Source organism: Achromobacter kerstersii (assembly GCF_902859595.1).
Lineage (GTDB): Bacteria > Pseudomonadota > Gammaproteobacteria > Burkholderiales > Burkholderiaceae_B > Achromobacter > Achromobacter kerstersii.
In genome coordinates, this window is record NZ_CADIJQ010000001.1 from 145529 (window position 1) to 167045 (window position 21517).

General features: G+C 63.1%; 22 protein-coding genes. 17 read left to right on the forward strand and 5 right to left on the reverse strand.

The genetic code is table 11. From position 1 onward, the window contains the following. The first annotated feature begins 21 nt into the window (after positions 1-21). From rseP to HV765_RS00720, 12 genes are all read left to right on the forward strand, one after another. On the forward strand, positions 22-1353 hold the full coding sequence (rseP, locus tag HV765_RS00665; RefSeq protein WP_175168440.1) for an RIP metalloprotease RseP: 1332 nt from the start codon (positions 22-24) through the stop codon (positions 1351-1353). A gap of 53 nt (positions 1354-1406) precedes the next feature. Continuing rightward, positions 1407-3734 (forward strand): outer membrane protein assembly factor BamA, encoded by a 2328-nt coding sequence (gene bamA / locus HV765_RS00670; protein WP_054425852.1) that lies wholly within the window; start codon positions 1407-1409, stop codon positions 3732-3734. 107 nt (positions 3735-3841) lie between these two features. Next, complete coding sequence (locus HV765_RS00675; protein WP_046807180.1) at positions 3842-4402, forward strand: OmpH/Skp family outer membrane protein; 561 nt, start codon at positions 3842-3844, stop codon at positions 4400-4402. 17 nt (positions 4403-4419) lie between these two features. Beyond that, a complete protein-coding gene (gene lpxD, locus HV765_RS00680; RefSeq protein WP_054425849.1) occupies positions 4420-5517 on the forward strand; it encodes a UDP-3-O-(3-hydroxymyristoyl)glucosamine N-acyltransferase in 1098 nt (365 codons plus the stop codon). Between the two features lie 65 nt (positions 5518-5582). Further along, positions 5583-6038, forward strand: a complete 456-nt coding sequence (gene fabZ / locus HV765_RS00685; RefSeq protein ID WP_006219108.1) for a 3-hydroxyacyl-ACP dehydratase FabZ — start codon at positions 5583-5585, stop codon at positions 6036-6038. Beyond that, on the forward strand, positions 6039-6833 hold the full coding sequence (lpxA, locus tag HV765_RS00690) for an acyl-ACP--UDP-N-acetylglucosamine O-acyltransferase (protein ID WP_175168441.1): 795 nt from the start codon (positions 6039-6041) through the stop codon (positions 6831-6833). After that, positions 6830-8026, forward strand: coding sequence for a lipid-A-disaccharide synthase (gene lpxB, locus HV765_RS00695; protein WP_175168442.1), 1197 nt, complete (start codon positions 6830-6832; stop codon positions 8024-8026). Before lpxA ends, lpxB begins: the two co-directional genes overlap by 4 nt. After that, positions 8013-8621, forward strand: coding sequence for a ribonuclease HII (rnhB, locus tag HV765_RS00700; protein WP_054425844.1), 609 nt, complete (start codon positions 8013-8015; stop codon positions 8619-8621). Before lpxB ends, rnhB begins: the two co-directional genes overlap by 14 nt. Then, positions 8618-9406 carry a TrmH family RNA methyltransferase gene (locus HV765_RS00705; protein WP_175168443.1) on the forward strand — a complete coding sequence of 263 codons (789 nt, stop codon included), beginning with the start codon at positions 8618-8620 and terminating at the stop codon, positions 9404-9406. Before rnhB ends, HV765_RS00705 begins: the two co-directional genes overlap by 4 nt. Positions 9407-9515: 109 nt before the next feature. Beyond that, positions 9516-9977 (forward strand): DUF2846 domain-containing protein, encoded by a 462-nt coding sequence (locus tag HV765_RS00710; protein WP_175168444.1) that lies wholly within the window; start codon positions 9516-9518, stop codon positions 9975-9977. Positions 9978-10042: 65 nt separating this feature from the next. Then, positions 10043-10468 (forward strand): hypothetical protein, encoded by a 426-nt coding sequence (locus tag HV765_RS00715; protein ID WP_254600383.1) that lies wholly within the window; start codon positions 10043-10045, stop codon positions 10466-10468. Next, positions 10465-10935, forward strand: coding sequence for a DUF2846 domain-containing protein (locus HV765_RS00720; protein WP_054425836.1), 471 nt, complete (start codon positions 10465-10467; stop codon positions 10933-10935). Before HV765_RS00715 ends, HV765_RS00720 begins: the two co-directional genes overlap by 4 nt. Positions 10936-10997: 62 nt before the next feature. Here the strand turns inward: HV765_RS00720 and ppsR are convergent, their stop codons facing one another. Continuing rightward, a complete protein-coding gene (gene ppsR, locus HV765_RS00725; protein WP_054425834.1) occupies positions 10998-11825 on the reverse strand; it encodes a posphoenolpyruvate synthetase regulatory kinase/phosphorylase PpsR in 828 nt (275 codons plus the stop codon). A 181-nt stretch (positions 11826-12006) separates the two neighbouring features. Here ppsR and ppsA point away from each other — a divergent pair, with 181 nt between their 5' ends. Then, on the forward strand, positions 12007-14370 hold the full coding sequence (gene ppsA, locus HV765_RS00730; RefSeq protein ID WP_175168446.1) for a phosphoenolpyruvate synthase: 2364 nt from the start codon (positions 12007-12009) through the stop codon (positions 14368-14370). Positions 14371-14595: 225 nt separating this feature from the next. Here ppsA and HV765_RS00735 read toward each other — a convergent pair whose 3' ends face one another. After that, on the reverse strand, positions 14596-15381 hold the full coding sequence (locus tag HV765_RS00735) for an AraC family transcriptional regulator (protein ID WP_175168447.1): 786 nt from the start codon (positions 15379-15381) through the stop codon (positions 14596-14598). Between the two features lie 116 nt (positions 15382-15497). On the opposite strand from HV765_RS00735, the gene HV765_RS00740 reads away from it, so the two are divergent. Then, positions 15498-16274 (forward strand): alpha/beta fold hydrolase, encoded by a 777-nt coding sequence (locus HV765_RS00740; RefSeq protein WP_175168448.1) that lies wholly within the window; start codon positions 15498-15500, stop codon positions 16272-16274. Positions 16275-16341: 67 nt separating this feature from the next. On the opposite strand, the gene HV765_RS00745 is transcribed toward HV765_RS00740, so the two are convergent. Both HV765_RS00745 and HV765_RS00750 read right to left on the reverse strand, forming a co-directional pair. Then, positions 16342-17187, reverse strand: coding sequence for a bifunctional transcriptional activator/DNA repair enzyme AdaA (locus HV765_RS00745; RefSeq protein ID WP_054425827.1), 846 nt, complete (start codon positions 17185-17187; stop codon positions 16342-16344). Positions 17188-17283: 96 nt separating this feature from the next. Then, positions 17284-18021: a glutamine amidotransferase gene (locus HV765_RS00750; protein ID WP_175168449.1), complete on the reverse strand. Its 738-nt coding sequence runs from the start codon at positions 18019-18021 to the stop codon at positions 17284-17286. Positions 18022-18190: 169 nt separating this feature from the next. Here HV765_RS00750 and HV765_RS00755 point away from each other — a divergent pair, with 169 nt between their 5' ends. The 3 genes from HV765_RS00755 to HV765_RS00765 all read left to right on the forward strand — a co-directional run bounded on the left by HV765_RS00755 (position 18191) and on the right by HV765_RS00765 (position 20907). Continuing rightward, on the forward strand, positions 18191-18628 hold the full coding sequence (locus HV765_RS00755) for an NfeD family protein (RefSeq protein ID WP_054425824.1): 438 nt from the start codon (positions 18191-18193) through the stop codon (positions 18626-18628). 133 nt (positions 18629-18761) lie between these two features. Continuing rightward, the gene (locus tag HV765_RS00760) at positions 18762-19688 is read left to right on the forward strand and encodes an SPFH domain-containing protein (protein ID WP_156336837.1); all 927 of its coding nucleotides are present in this window, start codon (positions 18762-18764) and stop codon (positions 19686-19688) included. A gap of 25 nt (positions 19689-19713) precedes the next feature. Next, entirely contained in the window at positions 19714-20907 is a 1194-nt protein-coding gene (locus tag HV765_RS00765) for a GGDEF domain-containing protein (RefSeq protein ID WP_175168450.1), read from the forward strand. A gap of 1 nt (position 20908) precedes the next feature. Here HV765_RS00765 and smpB read toward each other — a convergent pair whose 3' ends face one another. After that, entirely contained in the window at positions 20909-21514 is a 606-nt protein-coding gene (gene smpB, locus HV765_RS00770) for an SsrA-binding protein SmpB (RefSeq protein ID WP_276529717.1), read from the reverse strand. Between the last annotated feature and the right edge of the window lie 3 nt (positions 21515-21517).

Genomic DNA, 21517 nt, shown 5'->3' on the forward strand with positions numbered 1-21517 from the left:
ATTCCCTAGATTCCGATCCCGATGCTTTTCACCCTGTTGGCCTTTGCCGTTGCGCTTGGCTCCCTGATCATTTTTCATGAGCTCGGACATTACTGGGTGGCGCGCCTGTGCGGCGTGAAGGTGCTGCGGTTCTCTGTGGGCTTTGGCAAGGTCATCCTGCGCCGCACCGACCGCCACGGCACGGAATGGGCCGTGTCCGCGTTGCCGCTGGGCGGCTACGTCAAGATGCAGGACGAAGCGCCAGCGGGCGCCAGCCCGTCCGAGGCGGCCGGCGCCTTCAACAACAAATCCGTCGGCAAGCGCATCGCGATCGTCGCTGCCGGCCCCATCTTCAATCTGATCCTTGCCGTCTTTCTGTATGCGGGCCTGAACATGGCCGGCACCGAAGAGCCGCAAGCGATCGTCGCGCAGCCCGCGGCCGAAACCCCGGCGGCGCACGCCGGTCTGCTGCTGGGTGATCGCATCCTGGCCATCGACGGCCAGGAAGTCGGGTCGTGGTCCGACGCACGCTGGCGCCTGATGGACGTCATGGCCACCGGTGGCCGCGCGCTGATTGAAGTCAGCACGCCTTCCGGCGCTGTCCAGCAGCGTGAACTGAACTTGCCCGCGAACGCCATGGACCCGTCCACGGGCGACCCGCTTGCTGCAGCCGGCATCCGCCTGGCCCAACCCAAGCCTGCCGTGCGCGCCGTCATTGATGGCGGGGAAGGGCAGGCCGCCGGGTTGCGCACGGGCGACCTGATCGTCTCGGTGGATGGCAAGCCCACGCCGGACACGGGCGGTCTCGTCAAACAAATTCAGGAAAGCGCAGGCAAGACGCTGGCGCTGACCCTGGTGCGCGACGGCGCCCAAATTTCGCTGAATGTCACGCCCCGCGCAGAGACGGTCAACGGCCAGGAAGTGGGCCGGCTTGGCGTCCAGCTGGGTGGCGACATCCCCATGGTCACCGTGCGCTACGGCTTGTTCGAAAGCGTCTGGCGCGGCGCAGTCCGCACCTGGGACACGGCCTGGTTCTCGCTGCGCATGATGGGCCGCATGGTCACGGGCGATGTTTCCTGGCGCAACGTCAGTGGGCCCGTCACCATCGCCGACTACGCCGGACAGACCGCCCGAATCGGGATTGTTGCGTACATCGCCTATATTGCGTTGATCAGTATCAGCCTGGGCGTACTAAATTTGCTTCCCATACCTATGCTGGATGGCGGCCATCTGCTGTACTATCTCGTCGAAATTGTGCGGGGCAGCCCGCCGCCAGCCAAGTGGATCGACATCGGACAGCGCGCTGGCATTGGTTTATTAGCCGGCCTGATGGGCCTTGCGCTGTTTAACGATTTCACGCGCTTATTCACTTAAGCGCGATTTAGCATAAAATCCCCCGCCATTTGCACGACCGAGGATACTCAAGGATGTCTTTTCGCCGGATGTTTCATCACAAAAAGGGTGTACTGCCGGGTCTCATCGCCGCCTTATTGCTGCCGGCCATGGCCCAAGCCTTCGACCCTTTTGTCGTGCGGGATATCCGCGTAGAGGGTATTCAACGGACTGACGCCGGCACGGTGTTTGGTTATCTCCCCGTCAAGGTGGGCGAGAAATTCACCGAAGAAGAAGCCACCGAAGCAATTCGCCGCCTGTACGGCACGGGCTTTTTCACCGACGTGCAGATCCAGACGGACAACAACGTCGTGGTCGTCGTGGTGCAAGAGCGCCCGACGATCGCCTCCGTCAACTTCAACGGCATGCGCGAGTTCGACTCCAAGGCCATCACCACCTCGCTGGGCCAGGTGGGGTTTGCCGAGGGCCGCATCTTCGACCGTTCCATGCTTGAACGCGCGGAATACGAACTGAAGCAGCAGTACCTGTCCAAGGGCAAGTACGGCGTTGAAGTGACCTCCACCGTGACCCCGCTGCCGCGTAACCGCGTGGGCGTGAGCTTCGACGTGTTCGAAGGCTCGGTGGCGCGCATTCAGCAAATTCGCTTCGTGGGCAACAAGGCCTTCTCGGAAAGCGATCTGCTGGACGAGTTCAAGCTGACCACGCCGGGCTGGCTGACCTGGTACACCGATACCGACAAGTACTCGCGCGAAAAGCTCGAGGGCGATCTGGAACGCCTGCGCTCGTTCTATCTGGACAAGGGCTACCTGGAATTCACGGTTGAGCCGCCGCAAGTCACGATCTCGCCTGACCGCAAAGACATCAACATCACGATCACCGTTCACGAAGGCGAACCGTACAAGGTCCGCAGCGTGAAGCTGGCCGGCAATCTGCTGGGTCTGGACAAGGAGATCAACGCGCTGGTGCAGGTCAAGCCGGACGAAACGTTCTCGGCCGCCAAGGCGAACGATTCGGCCAAGGCCATCACCGACTACCTGGGCGAACTGGGCTACGCGTTCGCCAACGTGAACCCGAACCCGCAGCTGGACCGCGCCAAGCACGAAGCCGACCTGACGTTCTACGTCGACCCGAGCCGCCGTGTGTACGTGCGCCGCATTCAGATTGGCGGCAACACCCGCACGCGCGACGAAGTCGTGCGCCGCGAAATGCGCCAGCAGGAAGCCGCCTGGTACGACGCCAAAGACATCAAGACCTCGCGCGACCGCGTGGATCGCCTGGGCTACTTCAGCGACGTCAACGTCAAGACCGATCCGGTTCCGGGTTCGCCCGACCAGGTCGACGTGAACGTCGACGTGAAAGAAAAGCCCACCGGTATGATCAACCTGGGTGTGGGTTACGGCTCGTCTGAAAAGGCGATTCTGTCGGCCGGTATCAGCGAAGACAACGTCTTCGGCAGCGGCACGAACCTGACGCTGCAATTGAACACCAGCAAGACGAACCGCGCGGTTGTGCTGTCGCACACCGATCCGTACTGGACCAAGGACGGCATCAGCCGCACGACGTCTGCGTACTACCGCGTGACCGAACCCTGGAACAACAACGACGGTGATTACCGCGTCAAGGCAATCGGCCTGGGCATGAACTTCGGCATTCCGATTTCGGAATACGACCGGATCTTCATGGGCGCGAACCTCGAACACAACCAGATCGATCTGTTCGACAACTCGCCCGCCGCCTACGACAAGTTCGTGAAGGACTACGGCGATTCGACCAATTCGCTGATCTTCAACACCGGCTGGTCCAACGACACCCGTGACAGCGCACTGGCGCCGACGAAGGGTTCGTACACCCGCCTGAAGGCCGACGTGTCCACGGTCGACCTGAAGTACACGCTGCTCACCGCGCAGCAACAGTATTTTGTGCCGCTCGGCGGCTCCTACACGCTGGCCCTGAACGGCATGGCGGATTGGGGCAAGAGCTACGGTGGCAAGGACTACCCGGTCATCAAGAACGTGTATGCCGGCGGTATCGGCACCGTCCGCGGTTACGAAGGTTCGTCGCTGGGTCCGCGTGATACCAAGACGGGCGACTACCTGGGCGGCACGCGCCGTATCATCGCCAACGCGCAGTTGTATCTGCCGTTCCCGGGCGCGTCGAAAGACCGCACGCTGCGCTGGTTCATCTTCAGCGACGCGGGCCAGGTTTCGTCGGATCTGGGTTGCTCGGCCGGCAAGGCGGGCAGCGAAGTGGAAGATCCTTGCGGCTGGCGTTTCTCGGCCGGTATCGGCCTGTCGTGGCAGTCGCCGATGGGTCCGTTGCAGTTGTCGTATGCTCGTCCGCTTAATTCCAAGGCTGGCGACGACAAGCAAAGCTTCCAGTTCCAGATCGGGACCGGTTTCTAAGCACCGTTACGCTTGAAAACAAGGGAGGGGCCCCCTGGCCCGGCTCCCTTGCTATTTAGTGGCACAATACACACTTTGGCTTTGCCTTACTGGAAGGTGAGATTTTCATGATGTCTGATTTCGCACTTAAATCATCGAATACGCCGCGCGCCAAGCGCCGTGGCAAGCTGGGCGGCTCCATTGCCCTGGTGGGTGCGCTCATTCTCGGTTCGGCTGCTGCGATTCCCGCGCAGGCTCAAAACACCAAGATCGGCTTCGTCAATACCGAGCGGATTCTGCGTGAATCCGGTCCGGCGAAGACGGCGCAAAGCAAGATCGAAGCCGAATTCAAGAAGCGCGACGATGAACTTCAACGCCTGAATAACAGCCTGCGTTCGCAAGCCGAAAAATTCGACAAGGACGCACCCGTTCTGTCGGAATCGGATCGCGTGAAGCGCCAGCGCGAGTTGTCCAATCTGGATACCGACCTGCAACGCAAGCGTCGTGAATTCCAGGAAGACTTCAACCGCCGCCGCAACGAAGAGTTCTCGGGCATCGTCACGAAGGCTAACGAAGCCATCAAGCGCATCGCCGAGCAAGAAAGCTACGACCTGATCATTCAGGACGCCGTGACGGTCAATCCGCGCATCGACATCACCGACAAGGTGATTCAGAGCCTGGGCAAGTAAGCAGTACCCGCGACGTTATGCCGGTTTTACTGGATCTTGCCCGAGCGCCCACACTCGAAGCACTGTTGAGCGCCGCCAACACCCAGGGTATGGACTGGCGTATCAGCGCGGCGCCCGCGTCGGAGCCCTTCAAGGTCTGCGGCGTCGGGACGCTGTCTTCGGCGGGGCCTCAGGAAATCACTTTCCTGGCCAACCCCCGCTACCAGAGCCAACTCGGCGCGACGCAGGCAGGGGCGGTCATCGTCTCGGCCGACGTGGCCGAGGCCCTGGAAGCGCCCGGGGCCACCCGGCCGCCGTTCGCGCTGGTCGTCTGCAAACACCCCTATCTGCTTTACGCCCGTGTGGCGCAATGGTTCGACGCTGCGCGCCGGCCTGTGCTGCCTGGGTCCACGCATCCTTCCGCCGTGATTGCGCCGGACGCCACCCTCGAAGAGGGCGTGCGTATTGGCCCTAATTGCGTCGTGGAAGCGGGTGCGCGCATCGGCCGGGATACCGTCCTGGGGCCGGGTTGCGTCGTTGGCGTGGGCTCGTCCATCGGGCCGGGCAGCCGTTTGCACGCACACGTCACGCTTTATGAAGGCGTGAAAGTGGGCGCGCGAGCCATCATCCACAGTGGCGCCGTGCTGGGTGCTGACGGTTTTGGCTTTGCGCCGGACCCGACGCTGGGCAAGGGCGCCTGGGGCAAGATTCCCCAGCTGGGGGGTGTGACGGTGGGCGATGACGTCGAAATCGGCGCCAACACAACCATCGACCGAGGCGCGCTGGATGACACCGTGGTGTCTGACGGCGTGAAGCTCGACAACCAGATCATGGTGGCGCACAACGTGCGCATCGGTGCGCATACCGCGGTAGCGGCATGTGTCGGCATCGCGGGTTCGACGACCATCGGCGAACGCTGCACCATTGGTGGCGCCGCGATGCTGTCAGGCCATTTGACCCTGGGCGACGACGTGCATATTTCGGGCGGCACTGCGGTGACGTCCAGCATTTCGAAACCTGGCCGCTATACCGGGGTGTTCCCGTATGCGGAGCATGGCGAATGGCAGCGCAACGCCGCCGTGATACAACAGTTGGCGCAACTGCGCCGCCGCGTGCGCACGCTGGAAAAAGACTAAGGCGCGTTTGCCGCCGTGGCGTGCACGCGCCAAAATTATTTCATTTCGCAGGAAAGCATAGAAAAATGGAACTCGACATCAAGGGGATCATGGAGAGGCTGCCGCATCGTTACCCGATGCTGCTGATTGATCGCGTCGTTGAAATGGTGCCCGGTAAATCCATCGTGGCCATCAAGAACGTCTCGATCAACGAACCGTTTTTCAACGGTCACTTTCCTCACCATCCGGTGATGCCGGGCGTGCTCATCGTGGAAGCCATGGCCCAGGCCTCGGCGCTGTTCTCGTTCACGGACGAAAACGGCGGCCTGAAGTGCGATAGCTCCAAGACCGCGTACTACCTGGTCGGTGTCGATGGCGCGCGTTTCCGCCGCCCCGTCGTGCCGGGTGACCAGTTGCGCATTGAAGTTGAAGCCGAACGCTTGAGCCGCAGCATCTGTAAATACGCCGCGCGCGCAACCGTCGACGGACAAGAAGTGGCGTCCGCCAAACTGATGTGCGCGATTCGCAGCCTGGAAGAGTAAATGGCAGGAAACATCCATCCCACCGCTGTCGTTGATCCGGCGGCAAATATTGACCCGAGTGCCGTGATCGGACCCTTCGCGGTGGTTGGGCCGGACGTGACCATCGGCGCGGGCACCGAAATCGGCCCGTACTGCATGGTGGACGGCGTCACGACCATCGGTCGCAATAACCGCTTCTACCGCTATTGCTCGATCGGCGGCATGCCGCAAGACAAGAAGTACGCGGGCGAGAAGACGCGTCTGACGATCGGCGACGGCAACACGGTGCGTGAGTTTGTCACGCTGAATACCGGCACGGTGCAGGATGGTGGCGAGACGACGATAGGCAATGACAACTGGATCATGGCCTATGTACACGTCGCGCATGACTGCCATATCGGCAGCCACACGATTCTGGCCAATTCGGTGCAACTGGGCGGCCACGTTCACGTGGGCGACTGGGCCATCATCGGTGGCCTGACCGGCGTGCATCAGTTTTCGCGCGTGGGCGCGCACTCCATGACGGGCGGCAACAGCTCGCTCATGCAAGATTCGCCGCCGTTCGTGCTGGCGGCCGGCAACCCGTGCCGCCCGGTGGGCGTCAACGTCGAAGGCCTGAAGCGCCGTGGCTTTACCCCGGTGATGATCTCGGCGCTGCGTGAAGCCTACAAGATCATCTTCCGTCGTGGCTTGCCGCTGGATGCGGCGCGCGCTGAATTGCGCAAGCGCCAGCAAGAAATCCCCGAGGCCGCCGAGCATCTGCAAACGCTGCTCGATTTCCTCGACGTCGCGTCGCGCGGCATCATTCGTCCATGAACACGCGGATCGGCATGGTGGCCGGCGAGCCTTCGGGCGACTTGCTGGCCGGTCGCATCATTGCCGGTTTGCAAGCGCGCGACGCCGGTGTGCGCTGTGAAGGTATCGGCGGCCCCCAGATGCAGGCACGCGAGTTCGACACCTGGCATCCCATGCATGCGCTGACGGTGTTCGGCTATGTCGATGCCTTGAAGCGCCTGCCCAGCCTGCTGAGCACGTATCGCGACGTCAAGCGCCGCTGGCTGGCCGAGCCGCCAGCCGTCTTCGTTGGCATCGACGCGCCCGACTTCAATCTGCGCTTGGAACATCAACTGCGCCTGGCGGGTACGCCGACGGTGCATTTCGTCGGCCCCTCCATCTGGGCCTGGCGTTACGAACGCATTCATAAGATCCGCGAATCGGTGTCGCACATGCTTGTGCTGTTTCCGTTCGAGGAAGAGATCTACCGCAAGGAAGGCATCCCGGTCACGTATGTGGGTCATCCGCTGGCGGGCGCCATTCCCATGGAGCCCGATCGCGCGGCGGCGCGCGAGCGGCTGGGCATCGACCAGAATGCGCGCGTGCTGGCGATTCTGCCGGGCAGCCGTTCGTCCGAGATCCGGCTGTTGGCGCCGCGCTTCCTGCAAGCGGCGCAATTGCTGCTGAAGAAAGATCCGGCGCTGCAATGCGTGGTACCGATGGTCAATGACCAGCGGCGTGCTGAATTCCAGGCCCTGCTGGCGCAGTATCCCGTGCCGGGTCTGCGCTGCATCACCGCAGAAGATCTGCATGGTGCGGGCGGTGACCGCAAGGCGCCCGTGGCGTGGTCTGTCATGGAAGCGGCCAACGCGGTACTGGTGGCCAGCGGCACGGCCACGCTCGAGACCGCGCTGTACAAGCGCCCCATGGTGATCTCGTACGTGTTGTCGCCGTGGATGCGCCGCATCATGACCTGGAAGTCCGGACAGCAGCGGCCGTATCTGCCTTGGGTGGGTCTGCCCAACGTGCTGTTGCGCGATTTCGCGGTGCCTGAATTGCTGCAAGACGACGCCACCCCCGAAAAGCTCGCCGAAGCCACGTGGGCGTCGTTGACCGATGATGCGCTGATCGCGCGCGTCGAAGCGCGCTTTACCGCCATGCACCAGGAGCTGTTGCGCGATACGCCGGCGCTGGCTGCCCAGGCGATTCTGGAGGTGGCAGGTGGAGCAGCCTGATCTGTTCGCGGCCCCGATTCAGCCCGCCTTGATCACGGCGGGTGTCGACGAGGCGGGCAGGGGGCCGTTGGCGGGCGCGGTTTATGCGGCGGCCGTTATCCTGCACCCTGATCGCCCCATCGACGGCCTGGCCGATTCGAAAGTGCTGAAGGCCGCCACGCGCGAAGCGTTGGCGGTACAAATCAAGGAACACGCGTTGGCCTGGTGTATTGCCAGCGCCAGCGTGGATGAAATCGACACGCTGAACATCCTGCGCGCCACCATGCTGGCGATGCAGCGGGCCGTGCAAGGCCTGTCCACGCCCGCGCAGTTGGCGCTGGTGGACGGCAATCAGGCGCCCAAACTTACATGCACCGTGCAGACGGTCATCAAGGGCGACGCGCTCGTGCCGGCGATTTCCGCCGCTTCAATTCTGGCCAAGACGGCGCGCGACGCCGATCTGGTGCGCCTGCACGCCCTATATCCTCAGTACGCGTTCGATCAGCACAAGGGCTACGGCACGGCGCTGCATCTGCAACTGCTGCGCGAACACGGCCCCTGCGCGGAACATCGGCGCAGCTTTGCGCCCATCAAGGCATTCGGCCTGACCCCATGAAGCACATCAGTTCCCGCGACAATCCCGCGGTCAAGGCGCTGGCCAAGCTGGCCGGCACGGCGGGCAAGCGCGGTGCGCCCGTGCTGCTGGACGGGGTGCACTTGTGCCAGGCCTGGTTGCAACACCATGGCGCGCCGGATCAGGCCGTCTTTGATATTGATCGCTTGTCTCAGCCTGATATCGCGGCGCTTGCTGCCGCAGTGCCGGACGCGCGCTGCCTGGCGCTGGACGCGCGGCTGATGCAATCACTGGCCAGCGTGGAAAGCGGGCAGGGCGTGGCGTTTTTGGTCACGCCTCCTGCGATGGAATTGCCCGCAGAGGTCGACGAGAATTGCGTGTTGTTCGACCGCATTCAAGACCCGGGCAACGTCGGCACCTTGCTGCGCACCTGCGCGGCGGCTGGCGTTAAACGCGTGTTCCTGGCTACCGGCACCGCCGCCGCCTGGTCTCCCAAAGTGTTGCGCAGCGGGCAGGGCGCGCACTTTGCGCTGGCCATCCACGAGCACGTCGACCTTCAAGCGCTGTTGCCGAACCTGCGTGTGCCGCTGGTCGCCACCGCGCTGGAGGGCGCGCAAGACTTGTACCAAGGCCGCCTGCCGCCGAGTTGCGCCTGGGTCTTCGGGCACGAAGGTCAGGGCGTGGACCCGGCCTTGCTGGCCGCCGCGCGTCTGAAGGTGTGCATCCCGCACGACATGGCTGCCGTCGAATCGCTGAACGTGGGCGCGGCCGCCGCGATCTGCCTGTTCGAACAACGCCGCCAGGCCCTGTCTGGCGCGGCGCGCTGATCTGTTCATTTCCTTACATTCCCCAATTTCTTGACTGACCCCGTTTATACTCGCGCGTTGCGCGGGCATGACATCGGTTCACCCATGCCGCGAATCCCAGGGGAGATCAATGAAAACAATGTTCAGGTTGGCGCTTGCCATGGCAGGTGCGGTGTTGCTGTTGGCCGGATGCGCGGGGCCGCGTTATGCGGACGTGTCATCGCAGATTCCCGACATTGAGCCGGGGTTGGGCCGCATCTATGTCTATCAGCTCGCCAACGCCAAGGATGTCGCGCAGCCAGCCATTATGGTCAATGGCCGCAAAGTCGGTCGCTCGAAGGCCGGCCGGTTTTTCTTCGTGGACCGGCCAGCCGGCATGACCACCCTGACCTTGGCGCCGGATCGCAAGGACCCAGATGCCGGGATTAAATTGGATCTGCCTGCTGGCCAGACGAGGTACGTGCGCGTCGACATCGAGGGCGGCAAGCAGGTGTTGCGCCCGGAAGCGTCGGCCGAGGCGGCTACGCAATCATTGGCGGATTTGAAGTACTGGGGCGCGGGGCATCGCGACCGGGAAAAGCTGCGCTATTGATGTTGCACGGTTTGTAAAATTCGGTCGCACTCATATACTTCACGCTTTGAAATTCCGAGGTGGCTATGGCGTCATCGCCGTTTCACAAATTCCAGGGTTGGGCGCGTGCGGGCCGGGCGCTGCTGTTGACGTCGAGCATGCTGGCGTTGAGCGCATGCATGTCGGTCAGCACGCAAAAAGTCGGCATGGTTCCCGTGGCCGCCGCAGACCCGGTCTACAGCATTCAATTGTCGCGAGTCGTCATCGCGGCATTGCCGAATGACAGCAGCGTGACGCTGCCGTCGGGGTCGCAATGGCGCCGTGTCGGCGCGTTGCCGCAAGGCGATGTCTACCGCTCGATGAATGGCTTGTTCACCATTCAAACCCGCCGCCAGGGCGAAGCGTATCTGGTCGCGTCGTCCGGCAAGCTGCTGGGTTTTTATCTGCCAGGCGAAAGCGCATTCATGCCGCTTTCCCGCCCCGTTACGCTGCCCGTGGAGATGCGTCAATGAAATCGTGGTTGAAAGGGGTGGCAGCGGCCGCCATTGCAGTGGTATTGGCAGGGTGCGCTGGTCCGAAGTACGACGCGCTGCATGGCCAGCTTCCCCCGATTGCCGAGGGCAAGGGCCGGATCTATTTCTATCAGCCCCAGCCGACCAATCTGGCGGCCGCACAGCAAAAACTGCGCGTCAACAATGTCGTCGTTGGCCGCAATAAGCCGGGCAGCTTTTTCTTTGTGGATCGGCCTGCAGGCAGCTACGTGGTCACCAACCTGTACTGGACGGGCGACGGCGTGAGCTTCATGCTCGACCCCGGCCAAACGCGTTACGTGCGGGTGATGGCCGAAGTGTATGGCGCCACGGGCGCAGTCGGAAAATTGTCGATGCAACTGGTCGACCCGGCGGAAGTGGCCGAAAACGAAATGCGCGGGCTGCGCTATTGGGGCGCAGCAAGCCCCGAGCGCGCGCCGGGCCTGTAATTCGGCCGCGTTTCCTTCACCCGAAAACAGCCAGGGCGCATCCATGATGCGCCCTGGTTTTTTTAGCCCCGATCCAGGCCCACTTCCTGCAGCACCGTCGTCGCGATTTCTTCGATGGACTTCGTGGTGCTGGACAGCCAGGAAATGCCTTCGCGGCGCATCATGCGTTCGGCTTCGGCCACTTCATAGCGGCACTGTTCCAGTTGCGAGTAGCGGCTGTTGGGGCGGCGTTCGTTGCGCACTTCAGCCAGGCGCTCGGGTTGGATGGACAGGCCAAACAGCTTGGCCCGATGCGGGGCGATGGTCGAGGGCAGGGTGCCGCGCTCGAAATCGTCAGGCGTCAGCGGGAAGTTGGCCGCCTTGATGGCGTACTGCATGGCCAGGTACAGGCTGGTTGGCGTCTTGCCGCAGCGGGACACTCCCACCAGGATGACGTCGGCCTGGTCCAGCTGGTTCACGAACTGCCCGTCATCGTGCGCCAGGCTGAAGTTGATGGCGTCGATACGATTGCGGTACTTTTCTGAATTGGCCTGCATGTGCGAGCGGCCAATGGAGTGGCTGGACTTCAAGCCTAGCGCCTGTTCGATATGGCTGACGAAGGTGCCAAACAGGTCCATGAAAATGCCGTTCGCCTGGCGAACGCGGGCCAGGATTTCGGGGTTGACCAGGGTGCTGAACACAATGGGCGGCACGCCGGCTTCCAGGGCGCTGCGGTCGATGCGCATGGCGACTTCAGCGGCTTTTTCGAGCGTGTCGACAAAAGGCAGGCGGATCGGCTTGAAATCGACTTCTTCGAACTGGGAAAGCACCGACTGGCTGAACGTTTCAGCGGTGATGCCGGTACTGTCGGAAACGATGTATACCGTGCGTACGATCGGGGTAGATGTCATGTGTAAAAAATTCCAACCAGTCAGATAGCCGAGGGTACTCCACCGAGTACAATCAGGCCCCTATAAGTCACCCCAAGGGCGGTCCAAGGCCAGTTTGGTCAGCGTCTGAAAAAGCAGTGTTTTGTGCTTGATTCATGCTTTGACCTAACTCGCTTTCATTCCATTGTAAAAGGTGACTTCAATGTCGTATGTTGTTTTGTTCGAGCAGCTCCGCATGACGGACGTGGACTCGGTAGGAGGCAAGAACGCATCACTAGGCGAAATGATCAGCCAGCTGTCTGGCGCGGGTGTCCGCGTTCCGGGCGGCTTTGCCACGACCGCCGACGCTTTCCGTGATTTCCTGAAAGCCTCGGGCCTGGACCAGCGCATTGCTGAACGCCTGACCACGCTGAACCCCGAAGACGTGCGCGAGCTGGCCAACGCCGGCGCGCAGATCCGCCAATGGATCGTCGAAGCGCCGTTCTCGGCTGAATTCGAAGCACAAATCCGCGAAGCCTTTGCCAAGCTCGACGCTGACGGCAAGGGCTCGTTTGCCGTGCGCTCCTCCGCCACCGCAGAAGACTTGCCCGACGCCTCGTTCGCCGGCCAGCAGGAAACCTTCCTGAACGTCGTTGGCATTGATGACGTGCTGGACAAGATCCGCCACGTGTTCGCGTCGCTGTACAACGACCGCGCCATTTCCTATCGCGTGCACAAGGGCTACGCCCACGCCGATGTCGCCCTGTCGGCCGGCATTCAGCGGATGGTGCGTTCCGACAAGGGCAGCGCCGGCGTCATGTTCACCATCGACACCGAATCGGGTTTTGAAGACGTCGTGTTCATCACGTCGTCCTACGGCCTGGGCGAAACCGTTGTGCAAGGCGCCGTCAACCCCGACGAGTTCTACGTCTTCAAGCCCACGCTGGCTCAAGGCAAGTTCCCGATCGTTGGCCGCCGCATTGGCTCCAAGCTGATCAAGATGGAATTCGACCCGGAGCGTCCGGAAGGCCGCGCCGTGCGTACCGTTGACGTGCCCGTGTCCGAGCGCAACCGCTACTCGCTGACCGACGACGAGGTCAATGAACTGGCCCGCTACGCCGTCATCATCGAACAGCACTACAAGCGCCCGATGGACATCGAGTGGGGCCGCGACGGCGTCGACGGCAAGATCTACATCCTGCAAGCGCGTCCGGAAACGGTGAAGTCGCAGCAGGGCGTGAACGACGTGCAGCAGCGCTACCGCCTGAAGGCCACCGGCCAGGTCCTGATTACGGGCCGCGCAATTGGCCAGAAGATTGGCGCCGGCCCCGTCCGCGTCGTGGGCGACATCTCCGACATGGACAAGGTCCAGCCGGGCGACGTGCTGGTCACCGACATGACGGACCCCAACTGGGAGCCCGTGATGAAGCGTGCCGCGGCCATCGTGACGAACCGTGGCGGCCGTACGTGCCACGCCGCGATCATCGCGCGCGAACTGGGCATTCCGGCTGTGGTGGGTTGCGGTAACGCGACTGACCTGCTGAAGGAAGGCCAGGCCGTGACCGTGTCTTGCGCGGAAGGCGACGAAGGCCGCATCTATGACGGCTTGATCGAAACCGAAGTGGAAGAAGTGCGCCGCGGCGAAATGCCCGCCATCGATCTGAAGATCATGATGAACGTGGGCAACCCCCAGCTGGCGTTCGACTTCGCGCAGATCCCCAACAGCGGCGTGGGCCTGGCGCGTCTGGAATTCATCATCAACAACAACATCGGCATCCACCCGAAGGCAGTCCTGGACTACCCGAATGTGGACGGCGAGCTGAAGAAGGCCGTGGAATCGGCCGCTCGCGGGCACGCCAGCCCGCGCGCATTCTTCGTCGAGAAGATGGCGGAAGGCGTGGCGACGATTGCCGCCGCGTTCTACCCGAAGCCGGTCATCGTGCGCATGTCGGACTTCAAGTCCAACGAGTACCGCAAGCTGGTGGGCGGTTCGCGCTACGAGCCCGAGGAAGAGAACCCCATGCTGGGCTTCCGCGGCGCGTCGCGCTACATCGCTGAAGACTTCGCCGAGTGCTTCCGCATGGAATGCGAAGCGCTGAAGAAGGTCCGCGACGACATGGGCCTGACCAACGTTGAAATCATGGTGCCGTTCGTGCGCACGGTGGGTCAGGCCGAAAAGGTTGTGAACCTGCTGGCCAAGCACGGTCTGGCGCGTGGCGAAAACGGCCTGAAGCTGATCATGATGTGCGAAGTGCCGTCCAACGCCATCCTGGCCGACGAATTCCTGCAATTCTTCGACGGCTTCTCGATCGGTTCGAACGACATGACCCAGCTCACGCTGGGCCTGGACCGCGACTCGGGTATGGAGCTGCTGGCTGCCGACTTCGACGAACGCGACGAAGCCGTGAAGTTCATGCTGCGCCGCGCGATCAAGGCTTGCCTGGCCGCCAACAAGTACGTGGGTATCTGCGGCCAAGGCCCCAGCGATCACCCGGACTTCGCGCAATGGCTGAAGGACGAGGGCATCCTGTCGATGTCGCTCAACCCGGATACCGTTGTCGAAACGTGGCAGCGTCTGGCCAAGTAATCGGCTGACTGGCCAGTAAAAAGCCCCGCATCTGAAAGGATGCGGGGCTTTTTTTCTATGCGGATGCGAGGGGGTGAGAGCAAGGGGATGCGTTCACAAGGGCGCAAGTGCACAAGGGCACAAGGGTGCAAGGGCGCAAGGGTGCAAGGGTGCAAGGGCACAAGGGCACAAGGGTGCAAGGGCGCAAGGGTGCAAGGGTGCAAGGGCGCGGGGGCAGGGGCGATGTCACGCCGCCCGGCGCGCTTCCAGGTAACGGGTCGGCGTTTGCCCAAGCGCACGGCGGAACGCAGACGCGAACGCACTCGGGCTGGCGTAACCCAGATCCAGTGCAACGCGGGTGACGGGCTGCCCTTGGCTTAAACGTTCGATGGCGGCAAGCAGGCAGACTTGCTGGCGCCAATCGGCAAAACTCGCGCCGGTTTGTGCGCGGAACAAGCGGGTAAAGGTGCGACGGCTCATGCCCGCCTGGCTGGCCATGACGTCGAGCCCGACCGAAATCGAGGGCGTATCGAACACTTGCTGGCATGCGCGCACCAGCCGCGGGTCTTGCGGCAGAGGGGCATGCAGCGACAGGCGGGGCATGAACGCGATTTCCGCCACCAGCATCGCCATCAGCTTGCCCGCGCGGCCTTGGGTGTCGTACAGCGCAGGCAGGTCGACTGCGTCCTGCAATAGCTGCTTGAGCAAGGCCGATACGCCGTAGACGCAGCAATGGTCCGGCATCCGGGCGGCGTCGGCTTCGCGTTGCGATACGAAGGCGTTAAGCATGGTGACCTGGCCCGACATGGTCATTTCGTGCGTGACGCCGGCAGGCACCCAGCACGCCCGTTGCGGGGGCACGAGCCACCGGCCCGCTGGCGTGGCGACGCTGATGGTGCCGCGCGAGGCAAACGCGAACTGGCCCCGCCGGTGCGCGTGCACGGGAAACGTCGACCCGGCCGCATACTCGTTCGCGGTCACGACCACCGCGCGCGGAATGTCTTCAAACGGATCGACCAGGGTATTTCGCATGGCCTGAATTCTACAGAGAATGACCCGATAACGAAGGCGGGCCATGTAGGGCCGGCATACGATTCCTGCCTCGTGTCGCCGGATGCCGGCGACGTTTCATCCGCATCGGAGGCAGGATGCCCGGCACTTTTCATTCCGTGGGTAATGGCCCCCACGCTGTTCTTGTTCTGCATGGCTGGTTTGGCGACGCGCATGCGTTCGAGCCGATCGAACCGTGGCTGTCCCGCGACGCCTATCGCTACGTGTTCATGAACTACCGCGGTTACGGCGGCAGGCGCGACGAATCGGGGACGTACACCATCGACGAAATCGCTGCCGATGCGCTGGCGCTTGCAGACAAACTCGGATTCGAGACCTTCAGCCTGATTGGGCATTCCATGGGCGGCATGGCAATCGAGCGTATCGCCACCTTGGCGCCCGAGCGGGTACGCGCACTGGTGGCGATTGCGCCCGTGCCTTGCGGGGGTATCCGGTACGACCCGGCGACGCACCAGATGCTGGAGGCGGCCGCAACGCGCGCCGAGCTTCGCCAGACCATCATTGACCGCAGCACCGGTGGCCGTTTGCCCGCGCAGTGGGTCGAATGGAAGGCGGCGTATTCAGTGGCGTGCTCAATCCCCGACGCCTTCGCTGCTTACCTGCACGCGTGGGCCGATACGGATTTCACTGAGGCTATCGACGGGCGCCATCCCGTGAAAGTCCTGGTGGGCAAGCACGACCCGACCTTCAACGCGGAGTTGATGGCGCAAACCTATCTGCGCCGCTATCGCCGGGCCAGTGTTGAGGTGCTGGATAACGCCGGCCACTATCCCATGAACGAAACGCCGCTCGCGCTTGCGGCCGCGATCGAGGCGTTTCTGGGGGAGGTGGCAAGGGAGATCACGACGGCATGATCGAGTCGGACGGCGGCAAGGCGTATCGCCACCGCCTGACCGAGACGGACGGCGCGCGGCGCAAGGATCAGGCCGCCTGCGCCTCGCGCGCGATCAGTTCGCGCTTGCGGTCGATGCCCCAGCGGTAGCCGGCCATGGAGCCATCGGTGCGCACCACGCGGTGGCAGGGGATGGCAAGCGCGATGTTGTTGGTGGCGCAAGCGCGGGCCACGGCGCGCACGGCTCGCGGGTGTCCGATGCGTTCGGCCACTTGCGTATACGTGGCGGTAGCGCCTACCGGAATCTCGCGCAGCGCTTCCCAGACCCGGCGCTGGAATGCGGTGCCGCGCACATCCAGGGGCAGGTCCAAGCCCCGCGATGGGTCTTCCACAAAGCCCACCACGGCGGCGACCCAGGTTTCAAATTCCGCATCCGCGCCAATCAGGCGGGCGGCCTTGAAGCGGTCTTGCAAGTTGCGAACCAGGGTTTCGGGATCGGCATCCAGGGCGATTTCGCAGATGCCGGTGTCGCTGGCCGCCACCAGCAGCGCGCCCAATGAACATTGCGCCACGGCGAAACGGATGTCGACGCCTTCGCCGTTCTTGCGAAAAGCGGTGGGCGTCATGCCCAGGATGGCGGGCGCGGCTTCATAGAAGCGGCCGCTGGAATTGAAGCCGGCGTCATACATGGCGTCGGTGACGCTGGCGCTGGCTTTCAGGTGTTGGCGCGCGCGCCCGGCGCGCAGGGCGCTGGCGTAGGCCTTGGGCGTGATGCCCGTGACGGCCTTGAAGATGCGGTGGAAATGGTAGCGGCTCATGCCGGCCTGCTCGGCCAGCGTGGACAGATCGGGCGGCTGCTCGGCCTCGAGCGCGCGGCAGGCACGCTCGACGGCGGCGGCGTGCTGTTTGCTCAAGGGGGCGACGGCGGGGCTCATAAGGGACTCCTGACATGCGCGTGGAGAAATACGCTATGACTCATGGTCTCAAGCCCCGCCGCGCACCGCACTCCGGATATTGCGCGCGCCGTGCGTTCAGGCGGGCGCGTACGCGTCCAGAAAGCGGCGCAGCAGTTCGCCCGCCACCGGGGTCGCGCGCACGTTCGCCGTCAGGTCGGGCATATCCAGGTTTTCGGCAGCGTAACGGCGGCCGTAACGCTCCAGGTGGGCGCGGACAAAGTCGGGGCCGAATTCCGGGTGGAACTGGGTCGAAAACACGTTTCTGCCGATACGGATCATCTGGTGCTCGTCCAGGTCCGAGCGCGCCAGCACGGCGGCGCCCGGCGGCGGTTGCAGCACAGTTTGCGCATGTAGCATCTGCGCGGGGAAGGTCGGCGGCAGGCCGGCCAGCAGCTTGTCGCCCGAGGCCTGCGGCAGCAGTTCCACCGTTTGCGTGCCCACTTCGCGGCCAGACGGGTTGTAGCCGACCTTGCCGCCCAGGGCATGCGCCAGCAATTGGTGGCCGTAGCACACGCCGAACATCGGCAAGCCTGCGGCGGCGGCGTCGCGCAGCCACGCGGCGGTGTCTTCGCTCCAGGGTTCCTTATCCGTCACCATGGCGGGCGAGCCCGTGATCAGCGCGGCGCGGTATTGCGCGGGCAACTGGGGGCGCTGGCCTTCATGCACGGCCACGATCTCGATGTCGTCCGTGGCCAAGCCGGCCGCCTTCGACAGTTGTTCGGCATAGCCGCCGAACTGGCTTTTAAGCGTGTCGTCCGGGTCCCCGGTGTGCAGGATCAGAACGGGTAGGGCAGTGGAAGTTGCAGCGGTCATGGATGCTTGATCGAAGAAAAGGCAGACGCGGAAAATCCGGGTGGGACCGCCGCGTCAGGGCACATCATAATCCAGTGCAATTGTTCATGACCGCCGCCAGCGTACCCGTTGCGTCCCGGAAATACGTACAATCCGCTCACGACTCATCCTTTCAGGCGACTTAAACACCATGTGGATTTGGTTGGGATTGGCCGCGCTGGCCCTCATCGGGGAACTGGCGACGGGTACTTTCTATTTGCTGCTGGTGGCCCTGGGGCTGGCGGCCGGCGGCGTTGCCGCGTGGTTGAACATTGGCCAGGAATGGCAACTGGTGGCCTGCGGCGTCGTGTTGCTGCTGGGCCTGCTGGTCCTGCGCAAGACGCGTGTCCTGAAAAAGCGTGAAGTCAATTCGGCCCGCAATGTCGATGTGAATCTGGATATCGGCCAGACGGTTACCGTCGAGGCCTGGTCGGAACACCGCACCGCGCGCGTCTGGTATCGCGGCGCGCACTGGCAAGCGGAATTGGCCCCAGGCAAAACGCCGCATGCGGGCGAACACACCATCACCGAATTGCGCGGCTCGACGCTGGTGCTGACCCCAAGGGGCAAGCCGGATTCGGCGCAATAATCTCGGCGTAAAAAATGCCGGCGTAGAAATGTCGGCGCAGTAACACCGGGCCACGCTTCGCGCAGCCCGAGGCGGGCGCCCTTGCCGGCAAGCAAGGCCGCCTCCGCACTCACTCCAGGAGAAGTTCCAAATGATCATCGATACTTCCACTATCGTCCTGCTCGTTGTCGTCGCACTGGCGATTCTTATCGTCATCAAAGCGATCGCCATCGTGCCCCAGCAGCACGCCTGGGTGGTCGAACGCCTGGGCAAATTCGACCGCGTTCTGTCACCGGGCGCGGGCTTTGTCATTCCGTTTATCGAGCGCGTGTCCTACAAGCATTCGCTGAAGGAAATTCCGCTGGACGTGCCCAGCCAGGTTTGCATCACGCGTGACAACACGCAGCTGCAAGTCGACGGCGTGCTGTACTTCCAGGTGACCGATCCGATGCGTGCATCGTATGGCTCGTCGAACTACATCTCGGCCATCACGCAGCTGGCGCAGACGACCTTGCGTTCGGTCATCGGCAAGATGGAGCTGGACCGCACGTTCGAAGAGCGTGATTCCATCAACAGCAATATCGTCGCGTCGTTGGACGAGGCCGCGCTGAACTGGGGCGTGAAGGTGTTGCGCTACGAGATCAAGGATTTGACGCCGCCCAACGAGATCTTGCGTTCGATGCAGGCGCAGATCACCGCCGAGCGTGAAAAGCGTGCGCTGATCGCCGCTTCCGAAGGCCGCCGCCAGGAACAGATCAACATCGCCACCGGTGAACGCGAAGCCGCCATCGCCCGCTCGGAAGGTGAAAAGCAGGCGCAGATCAACCAGGCGCAAGGTGAAGCTGCCGCAGTGCTGGCCATTGCTGAAGCCACCGCCAAGGCCATCACGCAAGTGGCCGACGCCGTGCGTCAGCCGGGCGGCATGGAAGCCGTCAACCTGAAGGTCGCAGAACGCTATGTCGAAGCGTTCGCCAATGTGGCCAAGGAAGGCAACACGCTGATCCTGCCGGCCAACATGTCCGACGTTGGCGGCATGATCGCCTCGGCCATGACCATCGTGAAGTCCACGCGCAACACCTGACCTCGCGCCTTACCGCGCGCCGCCCATGATCGCTCCCGTTAATTTGCTTCTGATAGCAGCACTGGCGGGAGTCCTTTCTCTTTGCGTGCTGGGGTCCCTGGCTCGCAGCGGCATGGCGGGCATCCGCGAAACCATACGCGCCAACTTGCTCACGCTGTTGGCGTTTTTTACGTTCGGGCTACAGAACACGGCGGCGCCGCTGTGGTTGTCGGTGCTGGTACCCAACGTGGCCGTCGCGCTGGCGCTGTGCTCGTATTACACGGGCGTCAGGCGGCTGCTGGGCCTAAGCGTTCCGCGGCATCTGATGATGCTGGGCTGCCTGCTGGCCCTGCCGGTGGTGCTGGTCTGCACCTATTTGGACTGGCAGATCGGGCCGCGCATCGTGGCGATGTCGTTCTTGCAGATGGGCTTCATGCTGGCCGTGGCGCACACCCTCCAGCGCAACATGCCTGCCCACCGCTCGCGCTATAGCTATCGCTTTCTGTGGGTTGCCGCGCTGATTTCGGCCCTGGTCTGCGCGCTGCGGGCGGCGGTCTACCTGTTCGACCTGGCCATTCCCCAGACCTTGCTGGAACCCACGGTCTGGAACATCACCTTCCTGACCTTGGGTGTGCTGACCATGCCGTGCCTGACGCTGGGCACGATCATGATCATTCACGATCGCATGCTGGCGGATCGCGAGCACGAACTGAATACCGACTTCCTGACCGGGCTGATGTCGCGCAAGGCGTGGTGGATGCAGGCCGAGCGCTACTGCGCGCAGGCGCTGCGCACGCGGCGGCCGCTGACCTTGTTGCTATTGGATGTCGACCACTTCAAGCGCATCAACGACATGCATGGGCACGCGGCGGGCGATGCGGTACTGCGGCATTTTGGCCTGCTGGCCACGGTCACGCTGCGTACGGGAGATCATGTGGGCCGCGTGGGCGGCGAGGAATTCGGCGTGCTGTTTCCCGACCTGCGCAGCGACGCGGTGATGGAGGTGGCGGCCAGATTGCTGGACTCCACCCGGCGCACGCCTTGTGCGCACGGCGGCAGCACGATCTCGTACACGTTCAGCGCGGGCGTTGCGGATTGGGTGCCGGGCGAGAACTTCGAGGCCTTTTTTGAACGGGCGGATCGCAAGCTCTACGCCGCCAAGGCGGCGGGGCGCAACCGCATCGTCGGGCCGGGTGAGCCGGCCGAGGTGCTGGCGCCGCCCGTCCCGGCTGCTGCGTGAATCAATCGTCTTTGTCTTTGCGCGGCGCGCGCGTGTCGTGCTTCATGATGCGTTCTTTCTCGCGCTGCCAGTCTTTCTCGCGCGCGGTGTCGCGCTTGTCGAACAGCTTCTTGCCGCGGCCCAACGCGAAATCCAGCTTGATGCGGCCGTTCTTATAGTGCAGGTTCAGCGGCACCAAGGTGTAGCCGCGCTGCTCGACCTTGCCGATGAGCTTGCTGATTTCTTCGGCCTTGAGCAGCAGCTTGCGCGTGCGCATGGCGTCGGGGTGGATATGGGTGGACGCCGTGGGCAGCGGGCTGACGTGCATGCCCAGCAGGTACAGTTCGCCATCGCGTACGATGACGTAGCTTTCCTTGAGCTGCACGCGGCCATCGCGAATCGCTTTGACTTCCCAGCCTTGCAGGACAAGGCCGGCTTCGTAGCGGTCTTCGATGAAATAGTCGTGCGTGGCTTTGCGATTGTCGATAATGCTCATAACGCCTTTTTGCTCATATTGCTTTTTTGCCCCTCGTGTCTTTTGCCCGGGGCTTGTTTTTTGCCTGAGGTTTCGCCTGGGGGTTTTGCCTGAGGGTTTTGCCTGAGGGTTGATGGCCCGGTGGATACCCACATT

Coding starts and splice junctions, on each gene's coding strand:
- HV765_RS00675 (WP_046807180.1), top strand. CDS start 3,842: ATGATGTCTGATTTCGCACTTAAATCATCGAATACGCCGCGCGCCAAG.
- ppsA (WP_175168446.1), top strand. CDS start 12,007: ATGTCGTATGTTGTTTTGTTCGAGCAGCTCCGCATGACGGACGTGGAC.
- ppsR (WP_054425834.1), bottom strand. CDS start 11,825: ATGACATCTACCCCGATCGTACGCACGGTATACATCGTTTCCGACAGT.
- HV765_RS00750 (WP_175168449.1), bottom strand. CDS start 18,021: ATGACCGCTGCAACTTCCACTGCCCTACCCGTTCTGATCCTGCACACC.
- HV765_RS00715 (WP_254600383.1), top strand. CDS start 10,043: ATGGCGTCATCGCCGTTTCACAAATTCCAGGGTTGGGCGCGTGCGGGC.
- HV765_RS00735 (WP_175168447.1), bottom strand. CDS start 15,381: ATGCGAAATACCCTGGTCGATCCGTTTGAAGACATTCCGCGCGCGGTG.
- HV765_RS00705 (WP_175168443.1), top strand. CDS start 8,618: ATGAAGCACATCAGTTCCCGCGACAATCCCGCGGTCAAGGCGCTGGCC.
- HV765_RS00720 (WP_054425836.1), top strand. CDS start 10,465: ATGAAATCGTGGTTGAAAGGGGTGGCAGCGGCCGCCATTGCAGTGGTA.
- HV765_RS00765 (WP_175168450.1), top strand. CDS start 19,714: ATGATCGCTCCCGTTAATTTGCTTCTGATAGCAGCACTGGCGGGAGTC.
- lpxA (WP_175168441.1), top strand. CDS start 6,039: ATGGCAGGAAACATCCATCCCACCGCTGTCGTTGATCCGGCGGCAAAT.
- HV765_RS00740 (WP_175168448.1), top strand. CDS start 15,498: ATGCCCGGCACTTTTCATTCCGTGGGTAATGGCCCCCACGCTGTTCTT.
- lpxD (WP_054425849.1), top strand. CDS start 4,420: ATGCCGGTTTTACTGGATCTTGCCCGAGCGCCCACACTCGAAGCACTG.
- HV765_RS00710 (WP_175168444.1), top strand. CDS start 9,516: ATGAAAACAATGTTCAGGTTGGCGCTTGCCATGGCAGGTGCGGTGTTG.
- bamA (WP_054425852.1), top strand. CDS start 1,407: ATGTCTTTTCGCCGGATGTTTCATCACAAAAAGGGTGTACTGCCGGGT.
- fabZ (WP_006219108.1), top strand. CDS start 5,583: ATGGAACTCGACATCAAGGGGATCATGGAGAGGCTGCCGCATCGTTAC.
- rseP (WP_175168440.1), top strand. CDS start 22: ATGCTTTTCACCCTGTTGGCCTTTGCCGTTGCGCTTGGCTCCCTGATC.
- lpxB (WP_175168442.1), top strand. CDS start 6,830: ATGAACACGCGGATCGGCATGGTGGCCGGCGAGCCTTCGGGCGACTTG.
- HV765_RS00755 (WP_054425824.1), top strand. CDS start 18,191: ATGTGGATTTGGTTGGGATTGGCCGCGCTGGCCCTCATCGGGGAACTG.
- HV765_RS00745 (WP_054425827.1), bottom strand. CDS start 17,187: ATGAGCCCCGCCGTCGCCCCCTTGAGCAAACAGCACGCCGCCGCCGTC.